This window comes from Agrobacterium sp. DE0009 (assembly GCF_007680755.1).
Lineage (GTDB): Bacteria > Pseudomonadota > Alphaproteobacteria > Rhizobiales > Rhizobiaceae > Agrobacterium > Agrobacterium tumefaciens_B.
Genome location: NZ_VEIU01000004.1, coordinates 44,345 through 68,869 on the forward strand (window position 1 = coordinate 44,345; position 24,525 = coordinate 68,869).

At 59.0% G+C, this 24,525-nt stretch carries 27 protein-coding genes and 1 tRNA gene; 13 read left to right on the plus strand and 15 right to left on the minus strand.

The window, feature by feature from the left end; genetic code table 11:
- Positions 1-35 precede the first annotated feature (35 nt).
- Positions 36-1,184 carry a GTP-binding protein gene (locus tag FS804_RS15720; protein ID WP_144577615.1) on the plus strand — a complete coding sequence of 383 codons (1,149 nt, stop codon included), beginning with the start codon at positions 36-38 and terminating at the stop codon, positions 1,182-1,184.
- A 14-nt stretch (positions 1,185-1,198) separates the two neighbouring features.
- On the opposite strand, the gene FS804_RS15725 is transcribed toward FS804_RS15720, so the two are convergent.
- From FS804_RS15725 to FS804_RS15745, 5 genes are all read right to left on the minus strand, one after another.
- On the minus strand, positions 1,199-1,447 hold the full coding sequence (locus FS804_RS15725; RefSeq protein ID WP_063950107.1) for a sulfurtransferase TusA family protein: 249 nt from the start codon (positions 1,445-1,447) through the stop codon (positions 1,199-1,201).
- Positions 1,444-2,742, minus strand: coding sequence for a murein L,D-transpeptidase family protein (locus tag FS804_RS15730; RefSeq protein ID WP_144577617.1), 1,299 nt, complete (start codon positions 2,740-2,742; stop codon positions 1,444-1,446). Before FS804_RS15730 ends, FS804_RS15725 begins: the two co-directional genes overlap by 4 nt.
- Before the next feature lie 295 nt (positions 2,743-3,037).
- Entirely contained in the window at positions 3,038-3,991 is a 954-nt protein-coding gene (locus FS804_RS15735; RefSeq protein ID WP_112356437.1) for an acetyl-CoA carboxylase carboxyltransferase subunit alpha, read from the minus strand.
- 62 nt (positions 3,992-4,053) lie between these two features.
- On the minus strand, positions 4,054-5,040 hold the full coding sequence (xerD, locus tag FS804_RS15740; protein ID WP_144577618.1) for a site-specific tyrosine recombinase XerD: 987 nt from the start codon (positions 5,038-5,040) through the stop codon (positions 4,054-4,056).
- A complete protein-coding gene (locus FS804_RS15745; RefSeq protein WP_063950103.1) occupies positions 5,037-5,210 on the minus strand; it encodes a hypothetical protein in 174 nt (57 codons plus the stop codon). The genes xerD and FS804_RS15745 overlap by 4 nt, the downstream gene beginning before the upstream one ends.
- Before the next feature lie 186 nt (positions 5,211-5,396).
- Here FS804_RS15745 and FS804_RS15755 point away from each other — a divergent pair, with 186 nt between their 5' ends.
- Together FS804_RS15755 and aroB are read left to right on the plus strand one after the other, a co-directional pair.
- On the plus strand, positions 5,397-5,978 hold the full coding sequence (locus FS804_RS15755; RefSeq protein ID WP_063950102.1) for a shikimate kinase: 582 nt from the start codon (positions 5,397-5,399) through the stop codon (positions 5,976-5,978).
- Between the two features lie 5 nt (positions 5,979-5,983).
- Positions 5,984-7,117, plus strand: a complete 1,134-nt coding sequence (aroB, locus tag FS804_RS15760) for a 3-dehydroquinate synthase (protein ID WP_144577620.1) — start codon at positions 5,984-5,986, stop codon at positions 7,115-7,117.
- Positions 7,118-7,344: 227 nt separating this feature from the next.
- Here aroB and FS804_RS15765 read toward each other — a convergent pair whose 3' ends face one another.
- Positions 7,345-7,626: a BolA family transcriptional regulator gene (locus FS804_RS15765; RefSeq protein ID WP_004445674.1), complete on the minus strand. Its 282-nt coding sequence runs from the start codon at positions 7,624-7,626 to the stop codon at positions 7,345-7,347.
- Positions 7,627-7,741: 115 nt separating this feature from the next.
- Between FS804_RS15765 and FS804_RS15770 the strand changes: the two genes are divergently transcribed.
- The 4 genes from FS804_RS15770 (at position 7,742) to FS804_RS15785 (ending at position 12,458) form a co-directional block, all read left to right on the plus strand.
- A complete protein-coding gene (locus tag FS804_RS15770; RefSeq protein ID WP_063950175.1) occupies positions 7,742-8,377 on the plus strand; it encodes a J domain-containing protein in 636 nt (211 codons plus the stop codon).
- A gap of 68 nt (positions 8,378-8,445) precedes the next feature.
- A complete protein-coding gene (cobS, locus tag FS804_RS15775; RefSeq protein ID WP_003523293.1) occupies positions 8,446-9,435 on the plus strand; it encodes a cobaltochelatase subunit CobS in 990 nt (329 codons plus the stop codon).
- Positions 9,436-9,541: 106 nt separating this feature from the next.
- Positions 9,542-11,446, plus strand: coding sequence for a cobaltochelatase subunit CobT (gene cobT, locus FS804_RS15780; RefSeq protein ID WP_144577622.1), 1,905 nt, complete (start codon positions 9,542-9,544; stop codon positions 11,444-11,446).
- A gap of 37 nt (positions 11,447-11,483) precedes the next feature.
- The gene (locus FS804_RS15785) at positions 11,484-12,458 is read left to right on the plus strand and encodes an esterase-like activity of phytase family protein (protein ID WP_186376826.1); all 975 of its coding nucleotides are present in this window, start codon (positions 11,484-11,486) and stop codon (positions 12,456-12,458) included.
- Between the two features lie 3 nt (positions 12,459-12,461).
- Here FS804_RS15785 and FS804_RS15790 read toward each other — a convergent pair whose 3' ends face one another.
- The 3 genes from FS804_RS15790 to rpmB form a co-directional block, all read right to left on the minus strand.
- Positions 12,462-12,797, minus strand: a complete 336-nt coding sequence (locus FS804_RS15790) for a pentapeptide repeat-containing protein (RefSeq protein ID WP_144577626.1) — start codon at positions 12,795-12,797, stop codon at positions 12,462-12,464.
- A 110-nt stretch (positions 12,798-12,907) separates the two neighbouring features.
- Positions 12,908-13,546: a queuosine precursor transporter gene (locus FS804_RS15795; RefSeq protein ID WP_063950097.1), complete on the minus strand. Its 639-nt coding sequence runs from the start codon at positions 13,544-13,546 to the stop codon at positions 12,908-12,910.
- 162 nt (positions 13,547-13,708) lie between these two features.
- Positions 13,709-13,999, minus strand: coding sequence for a 50S ribosomal protein L28 (gene rpmB / locus FS804_RS15800; RefSeq protein WP_003509888.1), 291 nt, complete (start codon positions 13,997-13,999; stop codon positions 13,709-13,711).
- Between rpmB and FS804_RS15805 the strand changes: the two genes are divergently transcribed.
- Positions 13,998-14,216 (plus strand): hypothetical protein, encoded by a 219-nt coding sequence (locus FS804_RS15805; RefSeq protein WP_144577628.1) that lies wholly within the window; start codon positions 13,998-14,000, stop codon positions 14,214-14,216. The genes rpmB and FS804_RS15805 overlap by 2 nt on opposite strands.
- Before the next feature lie 35 nt (positions 14,217-14,251).
- Positions 14,252-15,025, plus strand: coding sequence for a DUF3108 domain-containing protein (locus FS804_RS15810; RefSeq protein WP_144577630.1), 774 nt, complete (start codon positions 14,252-14,254; stop codon positions 15,023-15,025).
- Between the two features lie 107 nt (positions 15,026-15,132).
- Here the strand turns inward: FS804_RS15810 and FS804_RS15815 are convergent, their stop codons facing one another.
- Positions 15,133-15,573 (minus strand): cupin domain-containing protein, encoded by a 441-nt coding sequence (locus FS804_RS15815; protein WP_186376827.1) that lies wholly within the window; start codon positions 15,571-15,573, stop codon positions 15,133-15,135.
- Entirely contained in the window at positions 15,573-16,343 is a 771-nt protein-coding gene (gene gloB / locus FS804_RS15820) for a hydroxyacylglutathione hydrolase (RefSeq protein WP_144578112.1), read from the minus strand. The genes FS804_RS15815 and gloB overlap by 1 nt, the downstream gene beginning before the upstream one ends.
- 105 nt (positions 16,344-16,448) lie before the next feature.
- On the opposite strand from gloB, the gene FS804_RS15825 reads away from it, so the two are divergent.
- The 3 genes from FS804_RS15825 to FS804_RS15835 all read left to right on the plus strand — a co-directional run bounded on the left by FS804_RS15825 (position 16,449) and on the right by FS804_RS15835 (position 19,330).
- Entirely contained in the window at positions 16,449-17,210 is a 762-nt protein-coding gene (locus FS804_RS15825; RefSeq protein WP_144577632.1) for a class I SAM-dependent methyltransferase, read from the plus strand.
- Between the two features lie 84 nt (positions 17,211-17,294).
- Positions 17,295-18,401 carry a histidinol-phosphate transaminase gene (hisC, locus tag FS804_RS15830; RefSeq protein ID WP_144577634.1) on the plus strand — a complete coding sequence of 369 codons (1,107 nt, stop codon included), beginning with the start codon at positions 17,295-17,297 and terminating at the stop codon, positions 18,399-18,401.
- Positions 18,401-19,330: a prephenate/arogenate dehydrogenase family protein gene (locus FS804_RS15835; RefSeq protein WP_144577636.1), complete on the plus strand. Its 930-nt coding sequence runs from the start codon at positions 18,401-18,403 to the stop codon at positions 19,328-19,330. Before hisC ends, FS804_RS15835 begins: the two co-directional genes overlap by 1 nt.
- Positions 19,331-19,527: 197 nt before the next feature.
- On the opposite strand, the gene FS804_RS15840 is transcribed toward FS804_RS15835, so the two are convergent.
- A tRNA-Leu gene (locus FS804_RS15840) sits at positions 19,528-19,612 on the minus strand.
- A 364-nt stretch (positions 19,613-19,976) separates the two neighbouring features.
- Between FS804_RS15840 and uppQ the strand changes: the two genes are divergently transcribed.
- Positions 19,977-20,660 (plus strand): polysaccharide biosynthesis GNAT family N-acetyltransferase UppQ, encoded by a 684-nt coding sequence (gene uppQ / locus FS804_RS15845; protein ID WP_144577638.1) that lies wholly within the window; start codon positions 19,977-19,979, stop codon positions 20,658-20,660.
- Positions 20,661-20,711: 51 nt separating this feature from the next.
- Here the strand turns inward: uppQ and FS804_RS15850 are convergent, their stop codons facing one another.
- The 3 genes from FS804_RS15850 to FS804_RS15860 form a co-directional block, all read right to left on the minus strand.
- A complete protein-coding gene (locus tag FS804_RS15850) occupies positions 20,712-21,983 on the minus strand; it encodes a GNAT family N-acetyltransferase (RefSeq protein ID WP_144577640.1) in 1,272 nt (423 codons plus the stop codon).
- Positions 21,984-21,991: 8 nt separating this feature from the next.
- A complete protein-coding gene (gene uppV, locus FS804_RS15855; protein WP_144577642.1) occupies positions 21,992-23,407 on the minus strand; it encodes a Wzx-type polysaccharide biosynthesis protein UppV in 1,416 nt (471 codons plus the stop codon).
- Positions 23,408-23,544: 137 nt separating this feature from the next.
- Positions 23,545-24,438 (minus strand): DMT family transporter, encoded by an 894-nt coding sequence (locus FS804_RS15860; RefSeq protein ID WP_144577645.1) that lies wholly within the window; start codon positions 24,436-24,438, stop codon positions 23,545-23,547.
- Between the last annotated feature and the right edge of the window lie 87 nt (positions 24,439-24,525).

A 24,525-nucleotide genomic window follows, 5' to 3' on the forward strand; every position in this document is an offset into this window, starting at 1 on the left:
CTTCCCCAAAGCGGCAATCAACATATAGGCCAGACATGTCTCGCGATCGTATCCCGGTCTCCATTATCACCGGATTTCTCGGCGCCGGAAAATCGACTCTGCTCAATCGGCTCCTCAAGGACCCTGACATGAGCGACGCGGCGATCATCATCAATGAATTCGGCGATGTCAGCATCGATCACATGCTGGTCGAGAGCGCGGGCGAGGGCGAGGGCATCATAGAACTGGCGGAAGGATGCCTTTGCTGCACCGTGCGCGGTGAGTTGGTGGACACGCTGGCGGAACTGATGGACGGTATCCAGACCGGCAAGCTGAAACCGGTGAAGCGTGTGGTCATCGAAACGACCGGTCTTGCCGATCCTGCTCCCGTCATGCAGTCGGTCATGGGTAACCCGGTCATTGCGCAAAATTTCGTGCTTGTTGGCATGGTCACTGTGGTGGATGCCGTGAACGGCCTCTCCACGCTCGACAATCATCAGGAAGCTGTAAAACAGGTGGCTGTGGCCGATCGTCTGGTGGTGACCAAACGTGCGCTGGCCGGTGACGCCGCGATTGCGGCATTGACGACCCGCCTACAGGCGCTCAATCCGCGCGCGATAATCGAGGACGGCGACAAAACCGACTGGAGCGCAGCTGGTCTGCTCGATAATGGCCTTTACGATGCCGGCAGCAAGACCGCCGATGTTAGCCGTTGGCTAGGCGAAGAGGCGCTGCACGATCACCACCACCATGATGATGCCCACGATCATCATCATCATCATCATGACCACGATGATCACCATCATGGCCACGACGTGAACCGCCACGATGCATCCATTCGTTCCTTTTCCATCATTCACGACGAGCCGATAAGCCCAATGGCCATCGACATGTTCGTGGATTTGCTGCGCTCGGCGCATGGTGAAAAGCTTCTGCGCATGAAGGCGATTGTGAAGCTCACGGACAATCCGGGCAGGCCGTTGGTGCTCCATGGCGTGCAGACGATTTTTCACGCGCCGGAGCGTCTTTCCGCCTGGCCGGACCCCGCCGATCAGCGCACGCGCATGGTGCTGATTACGAAGGATTTGCCGGAGGCTTTCGTCAAGGACCTCTTCGCTGCCTTTACCAGCGCTCCGGGTATCGATCGCCCCGACGGGCAGGCGCTGACGGATAATCCTTTGGCGATTTCGGGCTTCCGGTTTTAGGTCGCGCGACCGCGTCAAAAGGCGTCCTGCCCGCCCTTCACAATCCGAAACCGATGGCCCTTATCCAGCGCCGTCGTCTCCACCAGACGATGCCCATCCTCATTGCACATATGCGCAATATCGATCACCGCCAAAGGATCGGTCGTCTCGACGGTGAGAACATCCCCCGTTTTCAGCGTTGCGAGCTTCTTGCGGCTTCTCAAAACCGGAAGGGGGCATTTAAGCCCCCTCAAATCATAGACGATATCGTTCGTCGCGGTCATTCCTTGGCCCAGAACTTCCAGAACGGCTTCTTTTCGGGTGCTTCCGGCGCCGGGGCACCGGAATAGGCAAGCGGGTTCATGGCTGGCACCGGAACGCTCTGGGCAGAAGCGCCAGTCTGGCCGGCTGCTGCAGGCGTAGCCGAGGCAACCATTGTCGGGGCAGCTGGGGCGGGATCCGATTGCGGCGCCGTGGCCGGTTGGGTAGCGGAAGGACGAGGGCCACGCAGCGCCGAGGCGGTTGCGGTGGTCGCTGGCGAAGACGACGTCACCTGCTGCGCCTTCTTCTCCATCAGCGCGGCATATTCCGTTTCCTTCATCAACTTGCCGGCCTTCAGCGCCGAACCGGTCGGGGCATAGGCGGGTTCGCGGCCTTTGCGCTTTTCGGCCACCAGCGCCTTGCGCTCGGCTTCGCTTGGGTCATACCAAGCCATGCCTTCATATTTCTTCATCGCCTTTTCATAGGCGAGATCGTAGGTCTTCTCATAGCTCGAAAGCGCGCTCACGAGCGCGGGCGGCGTGCTCATTGGCGGGCACTGGGCCGATGCATTGAAGCTGCCGCCCTCGGTTTGCTGGTTGAAGACGTATTTCTTCTCGCAGACATTCACTTCGGGCGGACGTTTAGTGACTTCGAAATTGTCGTAGCCGACCTTCAGCATCTTCCAGAATTCGAGGTGCTCGCTCTTGCGATGACGGGCCATGTTTTCCGCCGTCATGCGGAAAGGAAATGCCTGCAGCTGAACCGTTTTCTGGCCGCCCTTGAAGGCATCGCGGGCAAAACCGTAGATTTCCAGAATCTGCGCATCCGTCATCGAATAGCAGCCTGACGATGAGCAGGCGCCGTGGATCATCAGATTGGTGCCGTTGCGGCCATTGGCAGCGTCGTAGCGGTTCGGGAAGCCGGTATTGATGGCGAGATAATATTTCGAATTCGGGTTCAGATGCGCGGGGGTGAGGTTGTAGAAACCTTCGGGCGCCTGCCGGTCGCCTTCTTTTACCTTGGGGCCGAGTTTTCCAGACCATGCACAGATTTGGTATTCGGCAATCTTGTCAAAACGGTTGTCGCGCTTGGCCTTCCAGATTTCGAGCGCACCTTCTTCCTTGAAGATGCGGATCATGATCGGCGATGTGCGGTCCATGCCCTTCTTGTCGATCTCGGCCAGAATGGACGGAGACAGTGGGTAATCGACCTTGTTCTTGATGTGCGACACATCCCGCTCGACGGTTTCGAGCGTGTCGTTGCATCCGGCAAGAACGAGCGCGGTACAGGCAAGAAGTGCAAAATGTGTCAAACGCATGATCTGATCCGAAAGACGATGGCACGAATTGACGGCAGTTCTATACCGTTCCGTGTGCAATTTAAATACGGTATTAACCGTTTACATCTTCTTAACTGAAATCGGATCCGCCCCCGCGGCCGCCGATCCATCTGTTGATGTGACCGGACTATGGCCGAGTTGGGGCGATAGCAGCGGAAATTAAGGCCGGAGTCAAATTGTTCTGGCTTCCCTTCGAGCCGCCAAAACAATCTGACTCTTTCTATAGACGCATTTTCCGGACGTAAAACCGCTGTGCACTTTTACTGGAAATGGTCTAGAGGTTACGGCCGATATCCAGGAATTTCTGGCGGCGTTCGGCCCGCAGCTGCGTGCCAGAGCGCTGGGAAAGATCGGCCAGAGCCTTGGCGATAACGTCACCCGTCGCGTTGATGACGGTTTCTGGAGCGCGGTGCGCTCCGCCGATCGGTTCCGGAATGATTCCGTCGATGACGCCGAGCGATTTCAGATCTTCCGAGGTGATCTTCATGTTGGTCGCGGCTTCCTTGGCGCGGGTCGAATCGCGCCAGAGGATGGAAGCGGCGCCTTCCGGCGAGATCACCGAATAGATCGCATGTTCAAGCATGTAGACGCGGTTACCGGTGGCGATCGCGATCGCGCCGCCCGAGCCGCCTTCACCGATGACGACGGAGACGATCGGCACCTTCACGTTCAGGCACATTTCCGTCGAGCGGGCGATGGCTTCGGCCTGACCGCGCTCTTCAGCGCCGACGCCGGGATAAGCGCCGGCCGTATCGATGAGCGTGACGACCGGCAGCGAGAAGCGGTCGGCCAGTTCCAGAACTCGGATCGCCTTGCGGTAGCCTTCCGGGCGAGGGCTGCCGAAATTGTGCTTCAGGCGGCTCTTGGTGTCGTTGCCCTTTTCCTGACCGATGATAGCGACGGGCTGTCCGTTGAAACGGGCAAGACCGGCCTGAATGGCGGCGTCTTCGGAAAATTTGCGGTCGCCGGCAAGCGGCGTGAAATCCGTGAACAGCGCCTTGGCATAATCGACGAAATGCGGGCGCTGCGGATGGCGCGCGACCTGCGTTTTCTGCCAGGCGTTCAGCTTGGAATAGATATCCTGCATCGCATCGTTGACGCGCGATTCCAGGCGGTTGATCTCCTCCGAGGTGTCTATGCTCTCGTCTTCATCGGCAAGCTTCTTCAGCTCGATGATCTTGCCTTCAAGGTCCGAGATAGGTTTTTCGAAGTCGAGATAATTGTGCATGAGATCCGTTTCCGATCGTTTTGCGCAAGGTTTGACCGGGTTATCCGGCGGTTCCGGTCGCTCTAATCAAGGTTTTTGCCCTGTTTGGCAAGGGGGTGATGTGTTTGTACCAGCTCTTGCAGCCGTTCTTCCAATACATGTGTATAGATTTGTGTCGTGGAAATGTCGGAATGGCCGAGCAGTTCCTGCACCGCACGCAGATCCGCACCGTTCTGCAAGAGGTGGCTTGCAAAGGCATGACGCAACACATGCGGCGACACTGCAGAAGGAGAAAGGCCCGCCCGCATGGCGATCTCCTTGAGGTCACGGGCGAAGACTTGGCGGGGCAAGTGGCCTTCCTTGCTGTTGGACGGGAAGAGCCACAGGCTCTCCGCAACGTCCGCCTTTTTCGGCGCCTTGCCGTTTTCCCGCAGGAGCGCCTTTCGGGCAGCCTCGTATTTTTCCATCGCCTCGATCGCCGCACGGGAAAGAAGAACCATCCTGTCCTTGTTGCCCTTGCCGCGGATCATCAGGAAACGCCCTTCCTGACGCAGCACCTTGACCGGCAGAGAAACCAGTTCGCTGACACGCATGCCGGTTGCATAAAGCAGTTCGAGAAGCAGATGCATGCGGATGCGGGCGAGTTGGCCGGGACCCTCCGTTGCTGCCTCTTGCGCCGCAAGGCCCAGAAGCCTGTTCACGTCTGCGACGCTCATCGTCTTCGGCAGGGCAAGGCCCTTCTTGGGCGCATCGATGATCCCGGTCGGGTCGTCGCTGCGCATTCCTTCCGAATAGAGGAAGCGATAGAATTGCCGCATGGATGACAAGCGGCGCGCCTGGGAGGTCGCGGCAAAACCTTGGGCGGACAGGTGGGTCAGATAAGCGGAGAGATCAGGCGTCTGGGCCTCTGTCAGAGATTGGCCGCGACCACCGAGAAATTCACGAAGATCCGTCAAGTCACGCTCGTAGGATGCGAGCGTGTTGGTGGCGGCACCCCGCTCGGCGCTCATCATTTCCAGAAAGCTTTCAAGCCGCGCGCCGTCGCGCCCTGCCAACTGGCGTTCGCTCATGGGGTGCGCCGCGCCGGTTCTGTCGCCGGCGGGTTCAGCCGCTCGGAGGGAATACGCACCGTCACTTCGCGGTCGCGGGGCTGAACGACCATGACAAGCAGCACCATGCCGCCGTAGATCAGCCCCGCGATTGTCGCCAGTATCATCGTGAAGCGGAAGAGGGTGGGCATGGCGGCTCCGTGCAGGTGGCGATCAAACGTATATGCGGTGCGGCGAAAGCGGCGACAAGATCAAATTGCAAGCTCCGTCCACGCCGCATGCGGCGATCATTGTGATTCACCGCCATTCAGGCAGCAATTTGGCTTGACGCTTCGTAAACATTTGCAGATATCCATGCCAAACGGGCTTTCAAATTTATGAATGAAACGAATTTATCCGTCCCGGCCACACTCGGGGAGCAAGCGCGGGCAAGGCTCGGACGGCGAAACATCGTCTTCGTCGGGCTGATGGGGGCTGGAAAGTCGGCAGTGGGCCGCATGGTCGCCCAGCAGCTCAGGGTTCCTTTCATTGATACGGACGTCGAGATCGAGCGCGTGTCGCGCATGACGATTTCGGAGCTTTTTGCCACCTATGGCGAAGAGGAATTCCGGGCGCTGGAAACGCGGGTCATCAAGCGCCTGCTGCGTGGCGGTCCCAAGGTCGTCTCGACGGGCGGCGGCGCCTTCATCAACGACAATACCCGCGCTCATATCAGGCGGGGCGGCATTTCGCTGTGGCTGAAAGCCGATCTTGAGGTTCTGTGGGAGAGGGTCAACAAGCGTGACCATCGCCCGTTACTGAAGACGGAAAACCCCAAGGCTACGCTCGCTGCCCTGATGGAGAAGCGCTATCCGATCTATGCGGAGGCCGACATCACCATTGAATCTCGTGATGTTCGCAAGGAAATCATCGCTACCGAAGTGCTGACGGCTATTGCCGGCTTTAAACAGAAAGACTGACCACCATGACGCCTTCCGAAATCCATGCCGATGAACGTCTCGTCCACGTGCCGCTTGGCGAGCGCGCGTATGACATTCTGATCGGGGCGGGATTGATCGGCAGGGCAGGCGGCGAAATCTCGGCACGGCTTAAGGGTAAACGCGCGGCGATCATCACGGACGAGCATGTCGCGCCGCTTTATCTCGAAGGTCTCATGGACGGATTGCAGACGGATGGCATCGAGGCCGTCTCGCTGACCCTGCCGGCCGGTGAAAAGACCAAGAGCTTCGAGCATCTCATGACGGTCTGCGATGCGGTTCTCGCCGCAAGGGTGGAGCGCAACGATGCGGTGATCGCGCTCGGCGGCGGCGTGATCGGCGATCTCGCCGGTTTTGCGGCAGGCATTGTCCGCCGCGGCGTACGTTTCGTGCAGATACCGACCTCGCTTCTGTCGCAGGTCGACTCCTCCGTCGGTGGCAAGACCGGCATCAACAGCCGCCACGGCAAGAACCTTCTCGGTGTTTTTCACCAGCCTGATCTGGTGCTGGCCGATACGGCTGTGCTCGATACGCTCAGTCCGCGCGAGTTCCGCGCCGGCTACGCCGAAGTCGTCAAGTACGGTCTGATCGACAAGCCGGATTTCTTCTTCTGGCTGGAAAAGAACTGGGACGAAATCCGCACCGGCGGCCCCGCTCGCATCCAGGCGATTGCGACGAGTTGCCAGGCGAAGGCAGATGTTGTCGTGGCCGACGAGAAGGAAAATGGCGTGCGCGCCCTTCTGAACCTCGGTCATACCTTCGGTCACGCGCTGGAAGCGGCAACCAATTACGACAGCGAGCGGCTGGTGCACGGCGAAGGCGTCGCCATCGGCATGGTGCTGGCCCACCAGTTCTCCGCCCGCCTCAACCTCGCCAGCCCCGACGATGCCGCGCGCGTCGAAGCGCATCTGAAGGCTGTCGGGTTGCCAACGACAATGAAGGATATTCCCGGCGAATTGCCGCCGGTCGAGACGCTGATGGCGGCGATCGCGCAGGATAAAAAGGTCAAGGGCGGCAAGCTCACCTTCATCCTCACCCACGGCATTGGCCAGTCCTTCGTGGCGGATGATGTGGCGGCGTCCGAGGTGCAGTCATTCCTGTCGGAGAAGCATCCGGGGTGAGTTGGCGCAGAGCAGTACGGTGAAGGGAGCCCCCTCATCGCCTCGCTTCTCTCCGGCACTTCTCCCCCGCGGGGAGAAGAACACGCCGCTTTGGCAATGCTATACGTGGAACGTTGCTGGCGCTTTTGAGTAAGGCGCTGCCGCCGGTTTCTTCTCCCCGCCGGGGAGAAGGTGGCCCGAAGGGCCGGATGAGGGGGCTTGCTCTCGGCGCTGAGGGCAACCTTTACTTAAAATCTCACCGCCTCCCCCGGCGCTGCTGCCTCGATCGCGAGCGCATGCAGCCCAGCGTCGAGTTCCGGCTTCAAAAGCGCGTTGATTGCCCGGTGCCGTTCGATGCGGGACTTGCCGGAAAAGCTCTCCGACACTATCTGGACACGCATATGCGTTTCGCCGGTACCTGTGATATCGGGCTGGTGGCCCGCATGCATCTGGCTTTCATCGACGACCCTCAGGCGCTCCGGTGAAAAGCTTTCCCGAAGCTTGGTTTCTATGCGCTCTCGCAGAGACATTCGAAGGGCTCCAATTCTGTTTGCCGGTCTTTGAAGGGGGCTCCCTAAAAGCCTGTAACATTCCTTTTTGTCAATTCTTGTTGTGCGGCTTTTCGCACCCCATAATCAGGGCATCATGAAACTGGATTCGAAATATTTCGATCGCATCCGCACGCGCCGGAAAAGGGAGCGGGAACCTGAGGTTCAGGCCCCTGTCTGCCAGTGGGACGGATGCGACAAGCCGGGCGTTCACCGGGCACCCGTCGGCCGCAATGCCGAGGGGCAATTCTTCCTGTTCTGTTTTGAACACGTGAAGGAATATAATAAAGGCTATAACTATTTTTCAGGCCTTTCCGACAGCGAGATCGCTCGTTACCAGAAGGAAGCGATCACAGGCCATCGCCCCACCTGGACGGTGGGCGTCAACAAGACTGCGCGTGACAGCCCGCTGCATTCCACGCTGCGCTCCGGTTCGGCCAGCGGCAATGCGCGTATTCGCGATCCTTTCGGCTTTACCGGCGGTTTTGCCGGCGGCGGGCGGGCAGGCGGCACCCGCATGCAGCAGGACCGCAAGCTCAAGACGCTGGAGGCAAAAGCCTTCGATACCCTCGGCCTTGCGGCCAGCGCAAAGCAGGAAGACATAAAAAGGCGCTATAAGGAGCTTGTCAAAAAGCACCATCCTGATGCTAATGGTGGCGATCGTGGTTCGGAAGAGCGTTTTCGGGCTGTTGTTCAAGCATATCAATTGTTAAAGCAGTCAGGTTTCTGCTAAGCCAACTTACGTGTTTACCGCCTGATTGATGATGTGGCCGGGTGGCTGCCGCCCGCCTTGGAGACGTGATGAGCAAAATCGACCTTGATATTTCCAACCTGCCCGACACGACAGTGTCCGTGCGGGAGGTTTTCGGCATTGATACGGATCTGCGGGTTCCCGCCTATTCCCAGGGCGACGCCTATGTACCGGACCTCGATCCCGACTATCTTTTCGACCGCGACACGACGCTCGCGATCCTTGCCGGTTTTGCTCACAACCGACGTGTCATGGTCTCCGGCTTCCACGGCACGGGTAAATCCACCCATATCGAGCAGGTGGCTGCGCGCCTCAACTGGCCCTGCGTTCGCGTCAACCTCGACAGCCATGTCAGCCGTATCGATCTCGTCGGCAAGGACGCCATCGTGCTTAAAGACGGCAAGCAGGTCACCGAATTCAAGGACGGCATCCTGCCCTGGGCCTACCAGCACAATGTCGCGCTCGTCTTCGATGAATACGACGCTGGTCGCCCGGACGTGATGTTCGTTATCCAGCGCGTGCTGGAATCCTCCGGCCGCCTGACCCTGCTCGACCAGAGCCGCGTTATCCGTCCTCACCCGGCGTTCCGCATCTTCGCGACCGCCAACACGGTGGGCCTTGGTGATACGACCGGCCTTTACCACGGCACGCAGCAGATCAATCAGGCGCAGATGGACCGCTGGTCCATCGTCACCACGCTGAACTACCTGCCGCATGAGCAGGAAGTGAACATCATCGCCGCCAAGGTGAAGAGCTTCGACAATCCGAAGGGGCGCGAAACCGTATCCAAGATGGTGCGCGTCGCCGATCTAACCCGTTCGGCCTTCATCAATGGCGACCTTTCCACCGTCATGAGCCCGCGTACCGTCATCACCTGGGCTGAGAATGCGGAAATCTTCGGCGATCTCGCCTTTGCCTTCCGCGTGACCTTCCTCAACAAGTGTGACGAGCTGGAGCGCACGCTGGTGGCCGAACAGTATCAGCGCGCTTTCGGCGTCGAGCTTAAGGAAAGCGCCGCGAACATCGTTCTGAGCGCCTGATCGTCCCCGGCTTGTCCGGAGATGATTTCGATGACTTGAAGACGTCGCGTGGCCGCGTATCGATTGATGGGCGGTCACGGTGCGTCGACAATTGACAGGAAAGACAATGGCAGCGCGTGGCGACAATTCCAGACCGAAACCGGGTACGGCTGTTGATACCGAGCCGTTGCGTCAGGCAATTGCCGGATGCGTGCGATCAGTCGCCGGTGATGCTGAAGTCGAGGTCGTTTTCGCCAATGAACGGCCAGGTCTTGCCGGCGAGCGCATGCGCCTGCCGGAAATCTCCAAGAAGCCGACCGCGCAGGAAATCGCGATAACTCGTGGCCTCGGCGATTCCATGGCGCTGCGTTTGGCCTGCCACGATGCCGACACGCACGCGGTGATGTCGCCGCAGGGCGCTGAAGCGCGGCTGATTTTCGATGCTGTCGAGCAGGCGCGCGTCGAATCCATCGGCGCACTGCGCATGCCGGGCATGGCTTCCAACATTCACGCCATGAACACGGAAAAATACGCCAAGGCGAATTTCGCCGGTATTACGAAACAGGATGACGCCCCTCTTGCCGAAGCAGTTTCACTGCTGGTGCGCGAGAAGCTGACAGGCGAAAAGCCGCCGGAAAGTGCCGGCAAGGTCCTAGACCTCTGGCGGGATTTCATCGAGGAAAAGGCTGCCGGCGACCTCAACGATCTTTCCAAGGTGATCGGCGACCAGAAGGCGTTTTCGCGTCTGGTGCGTAAGATGCTGACCTCGATGCAGATGGCGGAGGATTTCGGCGACGAGGATAACGAGCCGGAAAGCCAGGAAGCGGAGTCTAACGAGGACCAGCCGCGCACCAACGAGACCGAGGAAGAGCAGGTCGAGGAAGAGGCCGGCTCCGACGCGACGCCGGCCGATGAAAACGAGGCCTCGCAGGAGGAAATGGAAGAAGGCGAGATGGACGGCGCCGAGATGTCGGATGAGGAAATGTCCGACGATCTCGACGAGGAGTCCGAAACGCCCGGCGAAACCCGCCGTCCCAACAGTCCCTTCGACGACTTCAACGAGAAGGTCGACTACCGTATCTTCAGCCAGGAATTCGACGAGGAAATCCATGCCGAGGAACTGTGCGACGACGCTGAGTTGGACCGCCTGCGCGCTTTTCTCGATAAGCAGCTTGCTCATCTCCAGGGTGCCGTCGGACGACTGGCGAACCGGTTGCAGCGCCGCCTGATGGCGCAGCAGAACCGCTCCTGGGATTTCGATCTGGAAGAGGGCTATCTCGATCCGGCCCGTCTCGTCAGGCTTATCATCGACCCGATGCAGCCGCTTTCCTTCAAGAAGGAACGCGACACCAAATTCCGCGACACCGTGGTTTCGCTGGTCATCGACAATTCCGGTTCGATGCGCGGCCGTCCGATCACGGTTGCCGCCACCTGCGCCGATATTCTGGCGCGTACGCTGGAGCGCTCGGGTGTGAAGGTGGAAATCCTCGGCTTCACCACCAAGGCGTGGAAGGGTGGACAATCGCGCGAGCAATGGCTTGCCAGTGGCAAGCCAGCTTCCCCTGGCCGCCTTAACGATCTGCGCCACATCATCTACAAGTCGGCGGATGCGCCGTGGCGGCGCGCGCGGCGCAATCTCGGCCTGATGATGCGCGAAGGTCTGCTCAAGGAAAACATCGATGGCGAAGCGTTGATGTGGGCGCATAACCGCCTGATCGGCCGTCCCGAGCAGCGCAAGATCATGATGATGATCTCGGACGGTGCGCCGGTCGACGATTCGACCCTTTCGGTCAATCCGGGCAATTATCTGGAACGGCATCTGCGCGCTGTGATCGAGCAGATCGAGACACGGTCGCCGGTTGAGCTGCTGGCAATCGGTATCGGCCACGACGTGACACGTTACTATCGCCGCGCCCTCACCATTGTTGACGCAGATGAGCTGGCTGGCGCGATGACCGAGCAGTTGGCAGCTCTCTTCGAGGATACGAGCAGCGCTTCCGGTTCGTCGCGCAGGCTCCGCCGTGCGGGATAAGCAAGGCCGGACTTCCACCCCTCGCGGGATTCTGTCGATGGCCGCTGTCATGGCGGTCACGCTGTTTCCGGTGTCGATCGGCGCTTCGACGATCGATGTGCCGGTCAGCGTTCGCCAGTTCTCCGGCTTCGAGGTCGGGACGAGCGCGAAACGCTTCGGCAAACTGGAATTCATCGGCGGCATGGTGATGAGCTCGCCGGAGAAATTGTTCGGTGCGATATCCTCCATTCGGTTCCGCCCCAACGGTGAGGACTTTGTTGCGGTGCTGGATACCGGTCATTGGCTGACGGGCCGGGTCACCCGCGATGCGGTGGGTGCGCTGTCTGGCGTTGCCGAGACCCGTATCGCGCCGATGCTGGACATGAGCGGCCGCGAACCGCCACGCAAGATGGACATGGATGCCGAGGGTCTTGCGTTGCGCAACGGCAAGGTTTTCGTGAGTTACGAGCAACGCCACAGGATCGATATTTATGCCGATCCGGGATTTCTGTCTGCAAAACCGGTTGGGCGATTGCCTCATCTCATCCCCAATGACGAGTTGCGCCACAATGGCGGGTTGGAAACGCTGGCGGTATCGCCGAGCGCGTCGCCACTCGGTGGCGCTCTCGTTGTCGTGGCGGAAAAAAGCATCGATGCGGATGGCAATCTTCTCGCGGCAATCCTGGAGGGACCGCTGAAAGGCACCTTCGCAGTTACCCACCATCCCTCGTTCGATGTCACAGACGGCGCATTCCTGCCCAATGGCGACCTCTTGCTGCTCGAACGCCGCTTCAATTTTGCCGAAGGTGTGGGCATGCGCATCCGCCGCCTGCGTGGCGCTGATATCCGGCCCGGCGCGGTCGTGGACGGCGAAATCCTGCTCGAGGCAGGCATGGCCTACCAGATCGATAACATGGAAGGCATGGACATCGTGAAGGACGCGGACGGCTCGACGCGCCTCATCATCGTGTCCGACGACAACCACTCATTCCTCCAGCGCAACCTGATGCTGGAGTTCAAGCTGGTTGAGTGAGTATCAGGCTTGCTCTTTCGCCGCTTTGTAAGCAGCCAGGAGATCCTCGACAGGAATGCCGTCGATCTTCATGCCTGTCATTCGGCAGGCCGATATGTTGGCGCCGGATAGATTTGAGTTGATCAGCTTAAGACCCGTCAAATTGACGTCATCAATCGACCAGCCGGACATGTTGCTGTCGGTGAACGAGGCACCCGAAAGGTTGATATTGTTGAAGCGTGTGCCGGCCAAATTAACGTTATTGAATGCTGTTCCCGACAAATTGACATCGTCGAAGGTGGAACCCGAAAGGGTGGCGCTGGTTGCGTTCAAAACGTCGATCCGGTCCTTGATCTGCATGCTGAACGCCTCCAAACTTCACCACAAATGGGAGATTGCACAGCCATCCGTAGATTTGCAAGCGTGATTTGGTCCAGGGTTCTTGGTCGCAAATCCGCTGACGGAAAATGTCAGCTTTCTTTGACGGGTCCAGGCATCGGCTTCAGCGTGTTCATCAACGCGCCGTAAGGCAGGAGCATGACGAGGCCGACGAGAACCTTAACCGAAAGGTCGCCCATTGCCCAGGAAATCCAGCGGGGGGCTTCCGTGGCGAAGACGCCGAGCACGGGCGCGTTTTCAATGGCGAAGGCGTCATTGGGGCCAACAAAGGAGAAGCTTGCCGCAAAGGCGATCGAGAAGAACAGCGCCGTGTCCAGCACCGAGCCCAGCATGGAGCCCGCAAGCGGCGCATGCCACCAGCGCTGACGGCGCAGGCGATTGAACACGGAAATATCCAGCAATTGGCCGATCAGATAGGCGGTTCCGGAAGCGACAGCGATTCGCGGAATGGAGGTCCAGAAGGAGAGCGTGACGCCGACGATGAAGCCGGCAAATACGACGCGGCGTGCGATTGATGGTCCGAACTGGCGATTCGTGAGATCGGTGACAAGGAAGGCAACCGGATAGGTGAAGGCGCCCCAAGTCAGAAGATCACCGAGGTTGATACCAAACAGCGAGCCCGACAGCGGGTACTGCACCAGAATATTGGACGCCACGACGACGAGCGTCATCAGCAGCACATAGATCAGCGTGTAGCGAAGATAGGGCATTTTTTTATCCTGGGTGATGCCACCAGTTGGAGCCAAACATTGCGCCGACATCCAGTGTGGTTGTCGCAAATCGCGATGCACGTGAAATCTTGAACATACAAAAGGCTTGAGCGGCAAAAGCCATTCAAGCCCTCTGAATATCAGATGATGTCGAAGCCGCTATTAAGCAGCCTCAGCCGTCTTCTTGGCGATCTGGCGGCGCAGGAGACGAGCGCGCATGCTCAGTTCGTTTTCGCCGGACTTCAGAAGGAAGGCATCGAGACCGCCACGGTGTTCAACCGAGCGCAGAGCGGCTGCGGAAACACGCAGACGGAAGCGCTGGCCGAGAGCATCGGAGATCAACGTGACCTGGCAGAGGTTCGGAAGGAACCGGCGCTTGGTCTTGTTGTTGGCGTGGCTGACGTTGTTGCCCGTCTGGACGCCCTTGCCGGTCAATTCGCATACACGGGACATGGGTACACCTATTTCGTTTCGTCTGTTTCACCACTGGCTCACCACCGGCAAAACCGGGCTGGCGATCCAACTGGCCATGATTGGAAAGTTGCGGTTCTATAGTCAGACGAGACCAAACAGTCAAGCCGCTCGCGATCAAATCAAAGGAAATTCCGGCGTTTTCAACCGTCGTCCGCTTTTTTATTGCCACAAGTCAGCGTATATGATCGCCCGATAAGGCCGCTTCCGCGCCTCTTTTAAGGTGATATCAAAATGATTGCCAGAGGAAAAAGCATTTTCATGGCCGCTACCATGGCGCTCGCAGGCGTTTCGCCTTTGTCCGCCGCCGAAGCGCGCCACACGAGCGAATATAGTATCAATCTCGGCATTTTGCCGATCGCAAGGGCGAGCTTTTCGACTCGCATGGATGGACCGAATTACTCGATCTCAGGCTCCTTCAGCGCCGCGGGCCTTGCCAGCGTTCTGAAGGACATTTCCGGAAAAACGACCGTTTCCGGCGCCAAGCGCGGCCATCGCCTGCAGGCCAACGAATATTCGCTGGTCTACAAGGACGGCAAGCGGGTGCGCACCTATGACGTCGTCTATCGTAACGGTAATGTCACATCGACGACGGTAAAACCGGAGCCGAAGCCCCGGCCGGACAACTGGGTCGAAGTGAAGGATCGCGACCTTCGCTCGGTTCTCGATCCGATCTCCGGGCTGATCATTCCAGCCGGCGGCCGCATCTGCCCGACTCGCCTGCCAATCTATGACGGCGAGTCGCGACTCGATCTCGTCTTGAGCTCGAGCGGCACGAAACCATTCAAGACGAATGGCTTCAGCGGCGACGCAATCGTCTGCAAGGCGAGATACGTGCCGAAGTCGGGTTACCGGCAGGGTCGCAAGGACATCGAGTATCTGAAATCAATCTCCATGGAGATCTGGTTCGCCAAGTCGAACAATATGGATGTCTACGCGCCCGTCTACGCCGTCATTCCGACACGGGTGGGACAGGTGTACATCACCGCTACGAAGTATGGTGGCTGACGAAAGCTGATGGTGGCGTAAAAAACAGATGCTGCCGTGTATTTCTCCTCCCCACTGGGAAAAGAAGCGAGTGGCATCCGCTCATTTGACGGGCAATGCGCTGAGAATCACAGCGCATCTCCCGGCGACCAGTCGGGATCGGCCATGACGAAGCTCGAGAAGACAAAGCCCGGCGAGACGGTGCAGCTGACGAGCGTAAAGTCGCCGAGACTTTCAGCCGATTGCCAGCAATCGGCTGGCACGATGACCTGCGGGCGCTCGCCGGCCAGAATGTCCGCACCGAGCGTGAAGGTCTGCACTTCCCGGCCGTCCTGTGAAAGATGAAGCGCGATTGGCGCCCCGGCATAATAGTGCCAAACCTCCACCGCATCCGTCACCCGATGCCAGTGAGAGCGGTCGCCTTTTTCGAGGAGATAATAGATCGCGGTGGAGTGGCCGCGCTCACCGCCGGCCTTGTCGCGGAAAGTCTGGTGGTAGAAGCCGCCCTCGGGATGTGGCTCCAGTCCAAGTTCACGAACGATGGCCTGGGCTGACAAATCTCTCGTCATCAGAAGTTGTCCTTGCGCGTGCGGATTTCCGCAAAGACGTCGGCATCGCTGGCGCCCTCAAGCCCCAGATGTTTGCGAATACCAGCATCCGCGACCCGCATATAAGGGTTGGTCTGTTTCTCGAGCGCGATGGTCGTCGGGATCGTGAACTCGTTTGCCTGCCGCGCCTTTTCCACGCGCTCCGCACGGTCGCGCAGCGCAGCATTGTCAGGATCGACCGTCAGGGCAAAACGGGCATTGCTCAGCGTGTATTCGTGACCAAAATAGACCTTGGTGTCGTCAGGAAGGACCATGAGCTTCTGGAAGGAATGCCACATATCCGCAGCCGGGCGTTCAAACAAGCGGCCGCAGCCCATGGCGAAAAGCGTGTCAGCCGCAAATAGCAGGCCGTCGTCCGGCAGGTAATAACAGATGTGCCCGGCGGTGTGGCCGGGTGTCGAAATGACCTGAACCCGACGTCCGGCAAACTCGAATTCGTCGCCATCAGCCTGAGAGCGGTCGAGGCCCGGTATGGCCACCGCCTCATCATAAGGGCCATGAATTTCGCACTGGAATCGGTCCTTCAGTGCAAGATTAGCCTCGACGTGATCCTGATGATGGTGGGTGGTAAAAATATGGGTGAGCTTCCAGCCGTGGCCGTCGAGCGCTTGCAGAATCGGGCCTTCCTCCGGCGCGTCGATTGCGGCGGTCGCCCCGCTTACCGGGTCGTGGAGCAGAACCCCAAAATTATCGCTGCGGCACAGAAAGACGTCTATTTCCAAAGCTTTCATCATATCCTCTCCATTTGCCGGCAAGAACCGGCGCATTCGTCCGCCTGTCCTTCTATGTAGGGCCAGACGCCTTGAAGTCCAACTGCCTGATGCTACATTCTCGCCATGAATACCGATATCGTCGATCTGCGTGAATTCTACCATTCTTCGCTTGGCCGCTCTGCCGAGCAGGCGATCACCATGGCGCTTTCGACGCTGTGGCCGCCTTTGCCGGAGGAACGGTTGGTCGGTCTCGGATACGCCGTGCCTTTTCTGGACCGTTTTCGACACGATACGGAACGCACCTTTGCTTTCATGCCGGCGGGGCAGGGGGCTGTGAACTGGCCGGCGAGTGAGCTTTCCTCCACGGCACTGGTGTTCGATGAGGAACTGCCGTTGCCCGATTCGTCGATCGATCGGGTGTTAATGGTTCATGCGCTGGAATTTGCCGAAAATCCTCGCGAGAGCCTGAAGGAGATATGGCGGGTGCTGGCGCCCGGTGGCCGTCTTGTCATCGTGGTGCCGAACCGGCGTGGTGTGTGGGCACGCATGGAGCACACGCCCTTTGGCTCTGGCCGGCCTTATTCGCGCGGGCAGCTGACCGCCCTGCTGCGCGAGACGAATTTCACGCCCGGCGCCACCGCCGAGGCGCTGTTTTTCCCACCGACGACCAGCCGGCCGGTCTTGAAATTCCGTCGATACCTCGAACATACCGGCCGGCGTCTCTGGCCACTATTTTCCGGTGTCATCGTGGTGGAAGCGCAAAAACGCCTCTATCAGGGATTGCCCGTCACACAGCGCGCGTCCCGGCGGGTTTTCGTGCCCGTGCTTGCGCCACAGGGCGTGCCCACAACACGCACGGCGGCAAGCCAGCGAAAGCCGCGCTGACCCTCGACAAAGCGCCCATTCCGGTCTAATGCCTCCGGCATTGTTGTTGCCGGGTTCTCCGGCGTTTTTCCAAAGGTCGATCAAATGAGTGCAGAGCTTAGCCAACCTGTTCCGCGTCCGGGTATTCTGGATATCGCCGCTTATGTTCCCGGCAAGGAACATGTGGATGGCGTTGCGAAGGTTTATAAGCTCTCTTCCAATGAAACGCCGCTTGGGCCGAGCCCGAAGGCGATCGAGGCTTTCGCGACGGCCGCCAGCCATCTGGAAATTTATCCTGACGGTCAGGCGGTCGCGTTGCGTCAGGCAATTGCCGATGTCCATGGTCTCAACATCGCGAATATCATGTGCGGCAATGGTTCGGACGAACTGCTTGGCCTGCTGTGCCACGTCTATCTGGGCACGGGCGATGAGGCGATCATCACCGAGCACGGCTTCCTCGTATACAAGATCCAGATCATGGGCGCCGGTGCAACCCCGGTCACGGTGAAGGAAAAGGATTGCGCTGTCGATGTCGATGCAATCCTTGCCGCCGTAACGCCAAAGACCAAGATGGTGTTCATCGCCAACCCAGGCAACCCCACCGGAACCTATGTTCCCGTAACCGAAATTCGCCGTCTTCAGGCCAACCTGCCGAAGCACGTTCTGCTGGTGCTGGATGCGGCTTATGCCGAATATGTGCGCAAGAACGATTATGAGGCTGGTCTTGAGCTTGTCTCCGGCAACCACAATGTGGTGATGACCCGCACCTTCTCGAAGGTCTACGGTCTCGCGGCCCTGCGCGTTGGCTGGATGTACGGCCCGGCCACCATCATCGATGCGCTGAACCGGGTGCGCGGCCCGTTCAACATGAGCGCGCCGGCTATCGCTGCCGGTGCTGCTGCCATCCGCGACCAGTCCTTTGTCGAAAAGGCTGTCGCGCACAACGCACTGTGGATGGAAAAGCTGGTGACGACCTTCACAGGCCTTGGCCTCACCGTCACACCCTCCGTCACCAACTTCATCCTCATCCACTTCCCGGATCAGGACGGCAAGCGGGCAGCGGACGCCGATGAATTCCTGAGCCGTCGCGGTTACATCCTGCGGGCTGTCCGCGGTTACGGCTTCCCGAACGCGCTCCGGATGACCATAGGTTCCGAAGAGGCCAATCTTGGCGTCATCGCAGCGCTGACCGAGTTTATGGGGCAGGCGTAATGGCTGATTTCATGTTCCAGCGCATCGCGCTGATCGGGATCGGCCTCATTGGCTCGTCTATTGCCCGCGATATCAAGGAATTGGCGCTTGCTCGCGAAGTGACGATTTCCACCCGCAGCGAGGACACGCTGAAACGGGCTGAAGAACTGGCGCTCGGCACGGATTACACCGTTTCGGCGGCAGAAGCGGTTGATGATGCCGACCTGGTCATCGTCTCGGTCCCGGTCGGTGCGTCGGAAATGGTCGCAAAGCAGATCGCGCCGCACCTCAAGCCGGGCGCGATCGTCACCGATGTCGGCTCCACCAAAGCCTCGGTCATCGCGCAGATGGCCCCGCACATGCCTGATCACGTGCATTTCATTCCAGGCCATCCGCTGGCCGGCACCGAAAAATCCGGTCCGGACGCCGGCTTTGCCGGCCTGTTCCGCGATCGCTGGTGCATCTTTACGCCGCTGCCGGGAACGGACGCTGAAGCGCTGGAAAAGCTGAAGAATTTCTGGCGGGCGTTGGGGTCGCGGGTTGATGAAATGGATGCCGAACACCACGACAAGGTTCTGGCAATCGTTTCGCATCTGCCGCATATCATCGCCTATAACATCGTGGGCACGGCGGATGATCTTGAAACGGTGACGGAATCGGAAGTAATCAAATATTCCGCCTCTGGCTTCCGTGACTTCACCCGCCTCGCTGCCTCCGACCCAACGATGTGGCGCGATGTCTGCCTGCACAACAAGGATGCCATCCTTGAGATGCTGGCCCGATTCTCCGAAGACCTCGCCTCCCTGCAGAGAGCGATTCGCTGGGGTGAGGGCGACAAGCTGTTCGAACTCTTCTCCCGCACCCGCGCCATCCGCCGCTCCATCGTGCAAGCGGGCCAGGACGTCGACGCCCCAGACTTCGGTCGTCACGCGCTGGATCAGAAGAAGTAGTGTCAAGTCGGCCGCTTTGGGTGTGATATTCAGCTTGCTGGGCCGCCGGGGCGAATCCGCACCGGCACACACCGTTTGCTGTAGACAATCAAGTGATTGACGAGCGGCAATGTAAACTGTCGAACTTTTTAAGCGGCGCAACATGCTTGGGCCCTTCGGCCCAGAAACGCAGGAAAATCAATGTGATTTTCAGGTAGTGGTACCCCAAGCCGGGATCGAACCAGCACTCCTTTCGGAACCGCATTTTGAGTGCGGCGCGTCTACCAATTCCGCCATTGGGGCAACGGTGGTAATGCCACGGCGTCTATCATGGTCAAGGCCATGCGTGCAACCCCAAAAGCTGGAAATCTGACGCTCATTAAAATGGTTGGGTAAGTCGCGCGCGCTCTCGGTTTGGCGAACGCTCCGCGCAAATCGGCGAGGCGCCTAAACCCTGGTTCGCTAGCCGATGCGGCGTTCAGAGATCCGCGATTTGAAGGGTTCGCGGTACGAGTCTGTTTCAAAATGAAACACCTTTGATTGCGGATTTTCGATAATTTTAGATATCTCTAATAAATTAGTATATACGCAATTGCTAATTGAACTTATACTGGTGTTGTGGGTTTTCCACGCGGGGAGGGAGCGGCTAACTCATATGGAGGAAATTATGAGGGCTTTTTCGCGTAACCTATTATTGTCTGCCTGCCTGATCTTGCCGGTCAACGCCCATGCGCTGGATATCGGGATCGGTGGCGAGAACGGGGTTAATGCCAGTGTGGGTGGTAATGGTAGTGGTGGCCTGGGGGTCGGTGCCTCCGTTGGTGGCAGCGGCGGCATTAATGCCAACGCCGATGTCGGCGGCAGGAGCGGCGGCGGTCTAGGCGCTAATGTCAACGCCTCTGTCGGCGGCAGTAACGGCATCAATACAGACGTTAATGCATCGGTGGGTGGTTCGAGCGGCATAAATGCTGGCGTGAACGCATCGGTCGGTGGTTCCAACGGTATCAATGCGAATGTCGGCGCTGGCGTTGGCGGATCGCGTGGAATAGGCGTTGATGTCGGGCTGGGAATTGGCGGCTCAGGCTCGTCGGGCAATCCGGGTAACCCCGGCAATCCCGGTAATCCGGGCAATCCTGGGAATCCCGGAAACCCGGGGATCGGAAACCCGAACAACCCCGGCAGGCCGGGCACGATGACGCCGCGCGCCATGCGTCAGGTTATCCAGTCTTACAACGACATGTCACGGACCGAGCGGATCAAGCTCGCCCGCCGTTGTGTCGATATTCTGGGTGGCGGATACGATGCGGCTCTGACGCAACTCTGCAAGATGATCCGGACTGCATCGCGGTAAGCGGTCGCTGGATCCGTCGTTAATCCGAAGGGCGCTCTGGCGTCCTTCGGCTCAATTGCCCTTACGACCGAAAGACAGGATCTTTTGCCGGAGGCTACGGGCGAGATTTCGGGTGTTGCGGTACATGTCCACCTGGGCGGAAACCTGTCGCACATCGCGGTCGCTATTCTGCGTCAGCCCGACAACGAGCGTGCCCATTTCCTGACGTTCCTGCCAGAAGCGGCTCATAATGGGGTGATCTGGCACCGCGCAGCTGTCACTGCGCAGGATATTGGCGTCGTCCAGATGCCAGTCGGTCAGTTTCTCCACCAATAGCTTGCCGGGAGAGAACTGGGAATAGGTTTCGTCGAAGGCGGTCTTCCAGGTATAGGCCTCGCCGGCGGCGATGAAGACCACCATGGATGCGATGGCGCTTCCATTGAGGTCGATGGTGTGGATGCGCACTGCATCCGCTTCGGCCAGATTGGTGATCGCTTCGCGCGCGAAGGCGGCGCGATATCGGTCGTTGACGAGCGCGGTGCGCTTGCGCCCTTTCCAACCACTGGCCTCAAGCGCCAGGAACTCTTCCATCCGATAACGGACATCTTTTGGCTGCCGTGTGACGGTATAGGCGAGGGCGCCAAGTTTTTCGAGCTGGCGCCATTGCCGGTTCATCTCGCGCAGATGGTGCGGCGCCACGGCGTTTCGCAGATAGGTTTTGCCATCCAGCAGGCTTTCCAGCATCGGCCTGTGATAGTTTCCCGTCGTCGTTACAGGCAGGTTGCGGCTAAGTGCGATGGCCCTGAACATGCGGGCAAAAGGCCCTTCCAACCGAACATCCGGTAAAACCAGCACGTTGGGCAGACGCATATTGGTGTCGGAGAGCGCATCGAAAAGATTGTCGAGGGTTTCCGCGGCCCCTTCCGTATCGACGAGCGGCGTGCCAAGCGGCCCGAACGGATTGGCCCAGACGCGAATAATGGAGGGCCCAATGGAAAAGCCCGGCTTCTCCACGGTGAAGGGCATGAGAAACCGCATGCGGCTTCTGGCGCCATTCTCGTCGCGAATGAGGGCAAAACGAACGGACTTGTCCTCAATCCGCGGCATGGCAGGGGCGAGCAGGCGGCCGGTGAAGAAGACATTCGCCTCCATGACGCGGTTCGACAGAAAGTCGAGCTCTTCCTGCATCTCATAGCCGAGTTGACCCGGATAGATACAGAACTCCCGTCCTTCGCGGCCGACGCGCCGGCTGCTGTCAGCCACGGGACGGTCACGCTCTGCAGACGCCATCAGTGCCGCGATGCGCGGGTCCCTAAAATCCGGATTGTTTGGATCACTGGACATGCTTGTCGTTACACCGTCTTCTGCGTGTTTTGACCCGCCCGGATATCGTTAAAGGCAAAAAGAACGATCCCGAGTGTGCGGCGGATGGCAATATGCAATAGCACAGCTTCGATGCACATGGCTATCGCCACCGCTGCCGCGGCCCCTGCGAGACCATAGACCGGAATGAGCGCCATGTTGAGTGCAATATTGCAACCGAAGATAACAATATAAAGAACAACGCACAATTTTTGTTTGCCGGCCATGTTCAACAATGTTTCTCCGGGCCCAATCAATGCCTTGGCGAGAAAGCCGGAAAAAAGGAAAAACATCAACGTGTAGCCTTGGACGAAGCCAGGACCAAAGAGCGACAGCAGGAAGGGACCGGCCAGAAGCACGACGCTGCCGACCGCAAGTGACGGCCAGAAGGCCCATCGTGCCGCCTGGCTGGAGAAAGCGGCAAGGCCAGGCCGGTCGTCAGCGGACATCAGGGCTGCCAGACGCGGAGCAGCGGCCGCCTGCACCGAGAAGAACACGAATTGCATCAGCACGATGGTCTTTGCCGCGGCGAAATAGATGCCGACCTGATCCGGCGGCAGATAAAGCCCGACGATCACGACATCCGAGTTGGTCATCAGGAAGCCGATGCCGTCGATCAGGAACATGGGAAAGGCGAACCTTATCCAGTGCCGGAAATAGACCCTGCGCATCGTGCTGCGGAAGTGGCTGTTGAGCCGCCGGTTCATGAAGAGAAAATGTGAAAGCGTGGTGACGTACGTGGCAAGAAGGGCCGTAAGCATGGCGGTTGTTGCTGTTTTTTCCGCGCCGAAACCGATCGCCACCATCATGAACAGCAGGATCAGCAGCGGGCGAACGATATAGGTGGGGCTAAGCGCGGAAATCGCCCATCCGTTGGCCCGCGCCGTCCCGTTCAGCACATCGCCCAGCGCGACCATCGGCAGGGTAAACAGGGCCAGCGAAACGGGAATGAGATAATAATCGGCGATCCTTTCGCCGAAGAAGTATAGAAAAATGAAGCCGATGATCGCAACCACGCTGGCCGAGAGCATGGCGAAGACACGGGCGGTCGAGGTTAGACCCATGATCTTGTCATGCGCCCCTTCCAGACGGTAACCGGGTAAAAAGCGGATGACGGTGGTGTGGAAACCGAGGCAGGAAAGGTTGCCGAAGAGGATCACCAGCACCCAGACAAAGGCGAAAATGCCATATTCAAACTCTCCCATCACGCGGGCGAGGATGATCTGGGAGATGAAGGCGATGCCAGCGCTGACGATGCGCACCGCAAACGCCACCAGAGCCATGCGCTGCGCCCTGGACACCTCATCTGAACCGGAAAGCAGGATAGCCAGTTTTCCTAGCAGCGGCGATAGCGTCGCTCGCACGCCTGCGGGTAAGGCTTTTTCCGCCGCGCTGAGGAGAGCCATGATCCACACGCCATCATTTCCAGTTGAAAAGGCGTCTTGATCATAAGCCGCTCATCCTTAACGAAGGGTTGGGAGCGGCTGGGTCATGTGCCAATATCTGCGCGATGACCGGTTAGCAAGCAAGGTCTTTGTACCCTTCAAGCGCCGGAGGGCGTAGGCGGCGCCTTCTTCTTGGGAAGGAGGTCCAGCACGAGGGCGCAGCCGAAAATAATAATGCCGGCACCGAAAAGCTGGGGGAGCGAAAGCGGTTCATCCAGCACCAGCGCACCGACAAGAACGGCAACGACGGTGACGGCAAATTCCACGCTGATCGCCTTCGTTGCGCCGATCGATGAGACGAGCTTGAAGTAGGTGATGTAGGTGAGGCCACTCATGACGACCGCCTGCACCAGCAGATAACCGTAATCGACAAGGGCAGGTGTTTTCGGGAGAGGGACGGCAAAGAGAAGCGGCAGGGTCATCAGGCCGCCGGCGAGGAAGGAGCCTATGGTGATTTCCCAGGACCCCACACCCTTCAGGTGGCGGCTGGCGAAATTGCTGCCATAGGCGGCACAGATGCACGCAGCGACCGCGGCGGCGCAACCGATGATAAAGCCGGTCGTTACGGGAACGGCGGGAAAACCAACGAGCAGAACGATGCCGGCAAAACCGATGACAAGACCCGCCATGCCTTGACGCGTCAGGCGTTCCAGCCCCCAGAGCTGCGAAATGAGCATGGAAAAGAGCGGAATGGTCGCGACCAGGATCGCCGCCATGGCAGTACCGATCTGCGGCGTGGCGTAGGACAATCCAATCAACTGCCCTGCGACGGTTGTCGCACCGACGACCGTAAATCCAAGCCAGCCAGCGGAGAATGTCAGCTTACGGCGCACAGTCTTTGCGATCAGGAAGAGCGCCGCAGCCGTCATGAGCGATCGAAGCGTCACTGCACCGATCCAGCCGAAAGCCGCAACGACATGCAAGAGCAGCAGAAATGATGCTCCCCACGCAAGCGCGAGAAAGATATAGGCGGCGAGATCGCGAGGGGCCATGGAAGCTTTGTCCAGAAGATGATCAGGCTCACTTATGGAAAGTGCAGTGGCCAGTCAACAGCCCGCTCGCTGGCGATGACCAGCTCG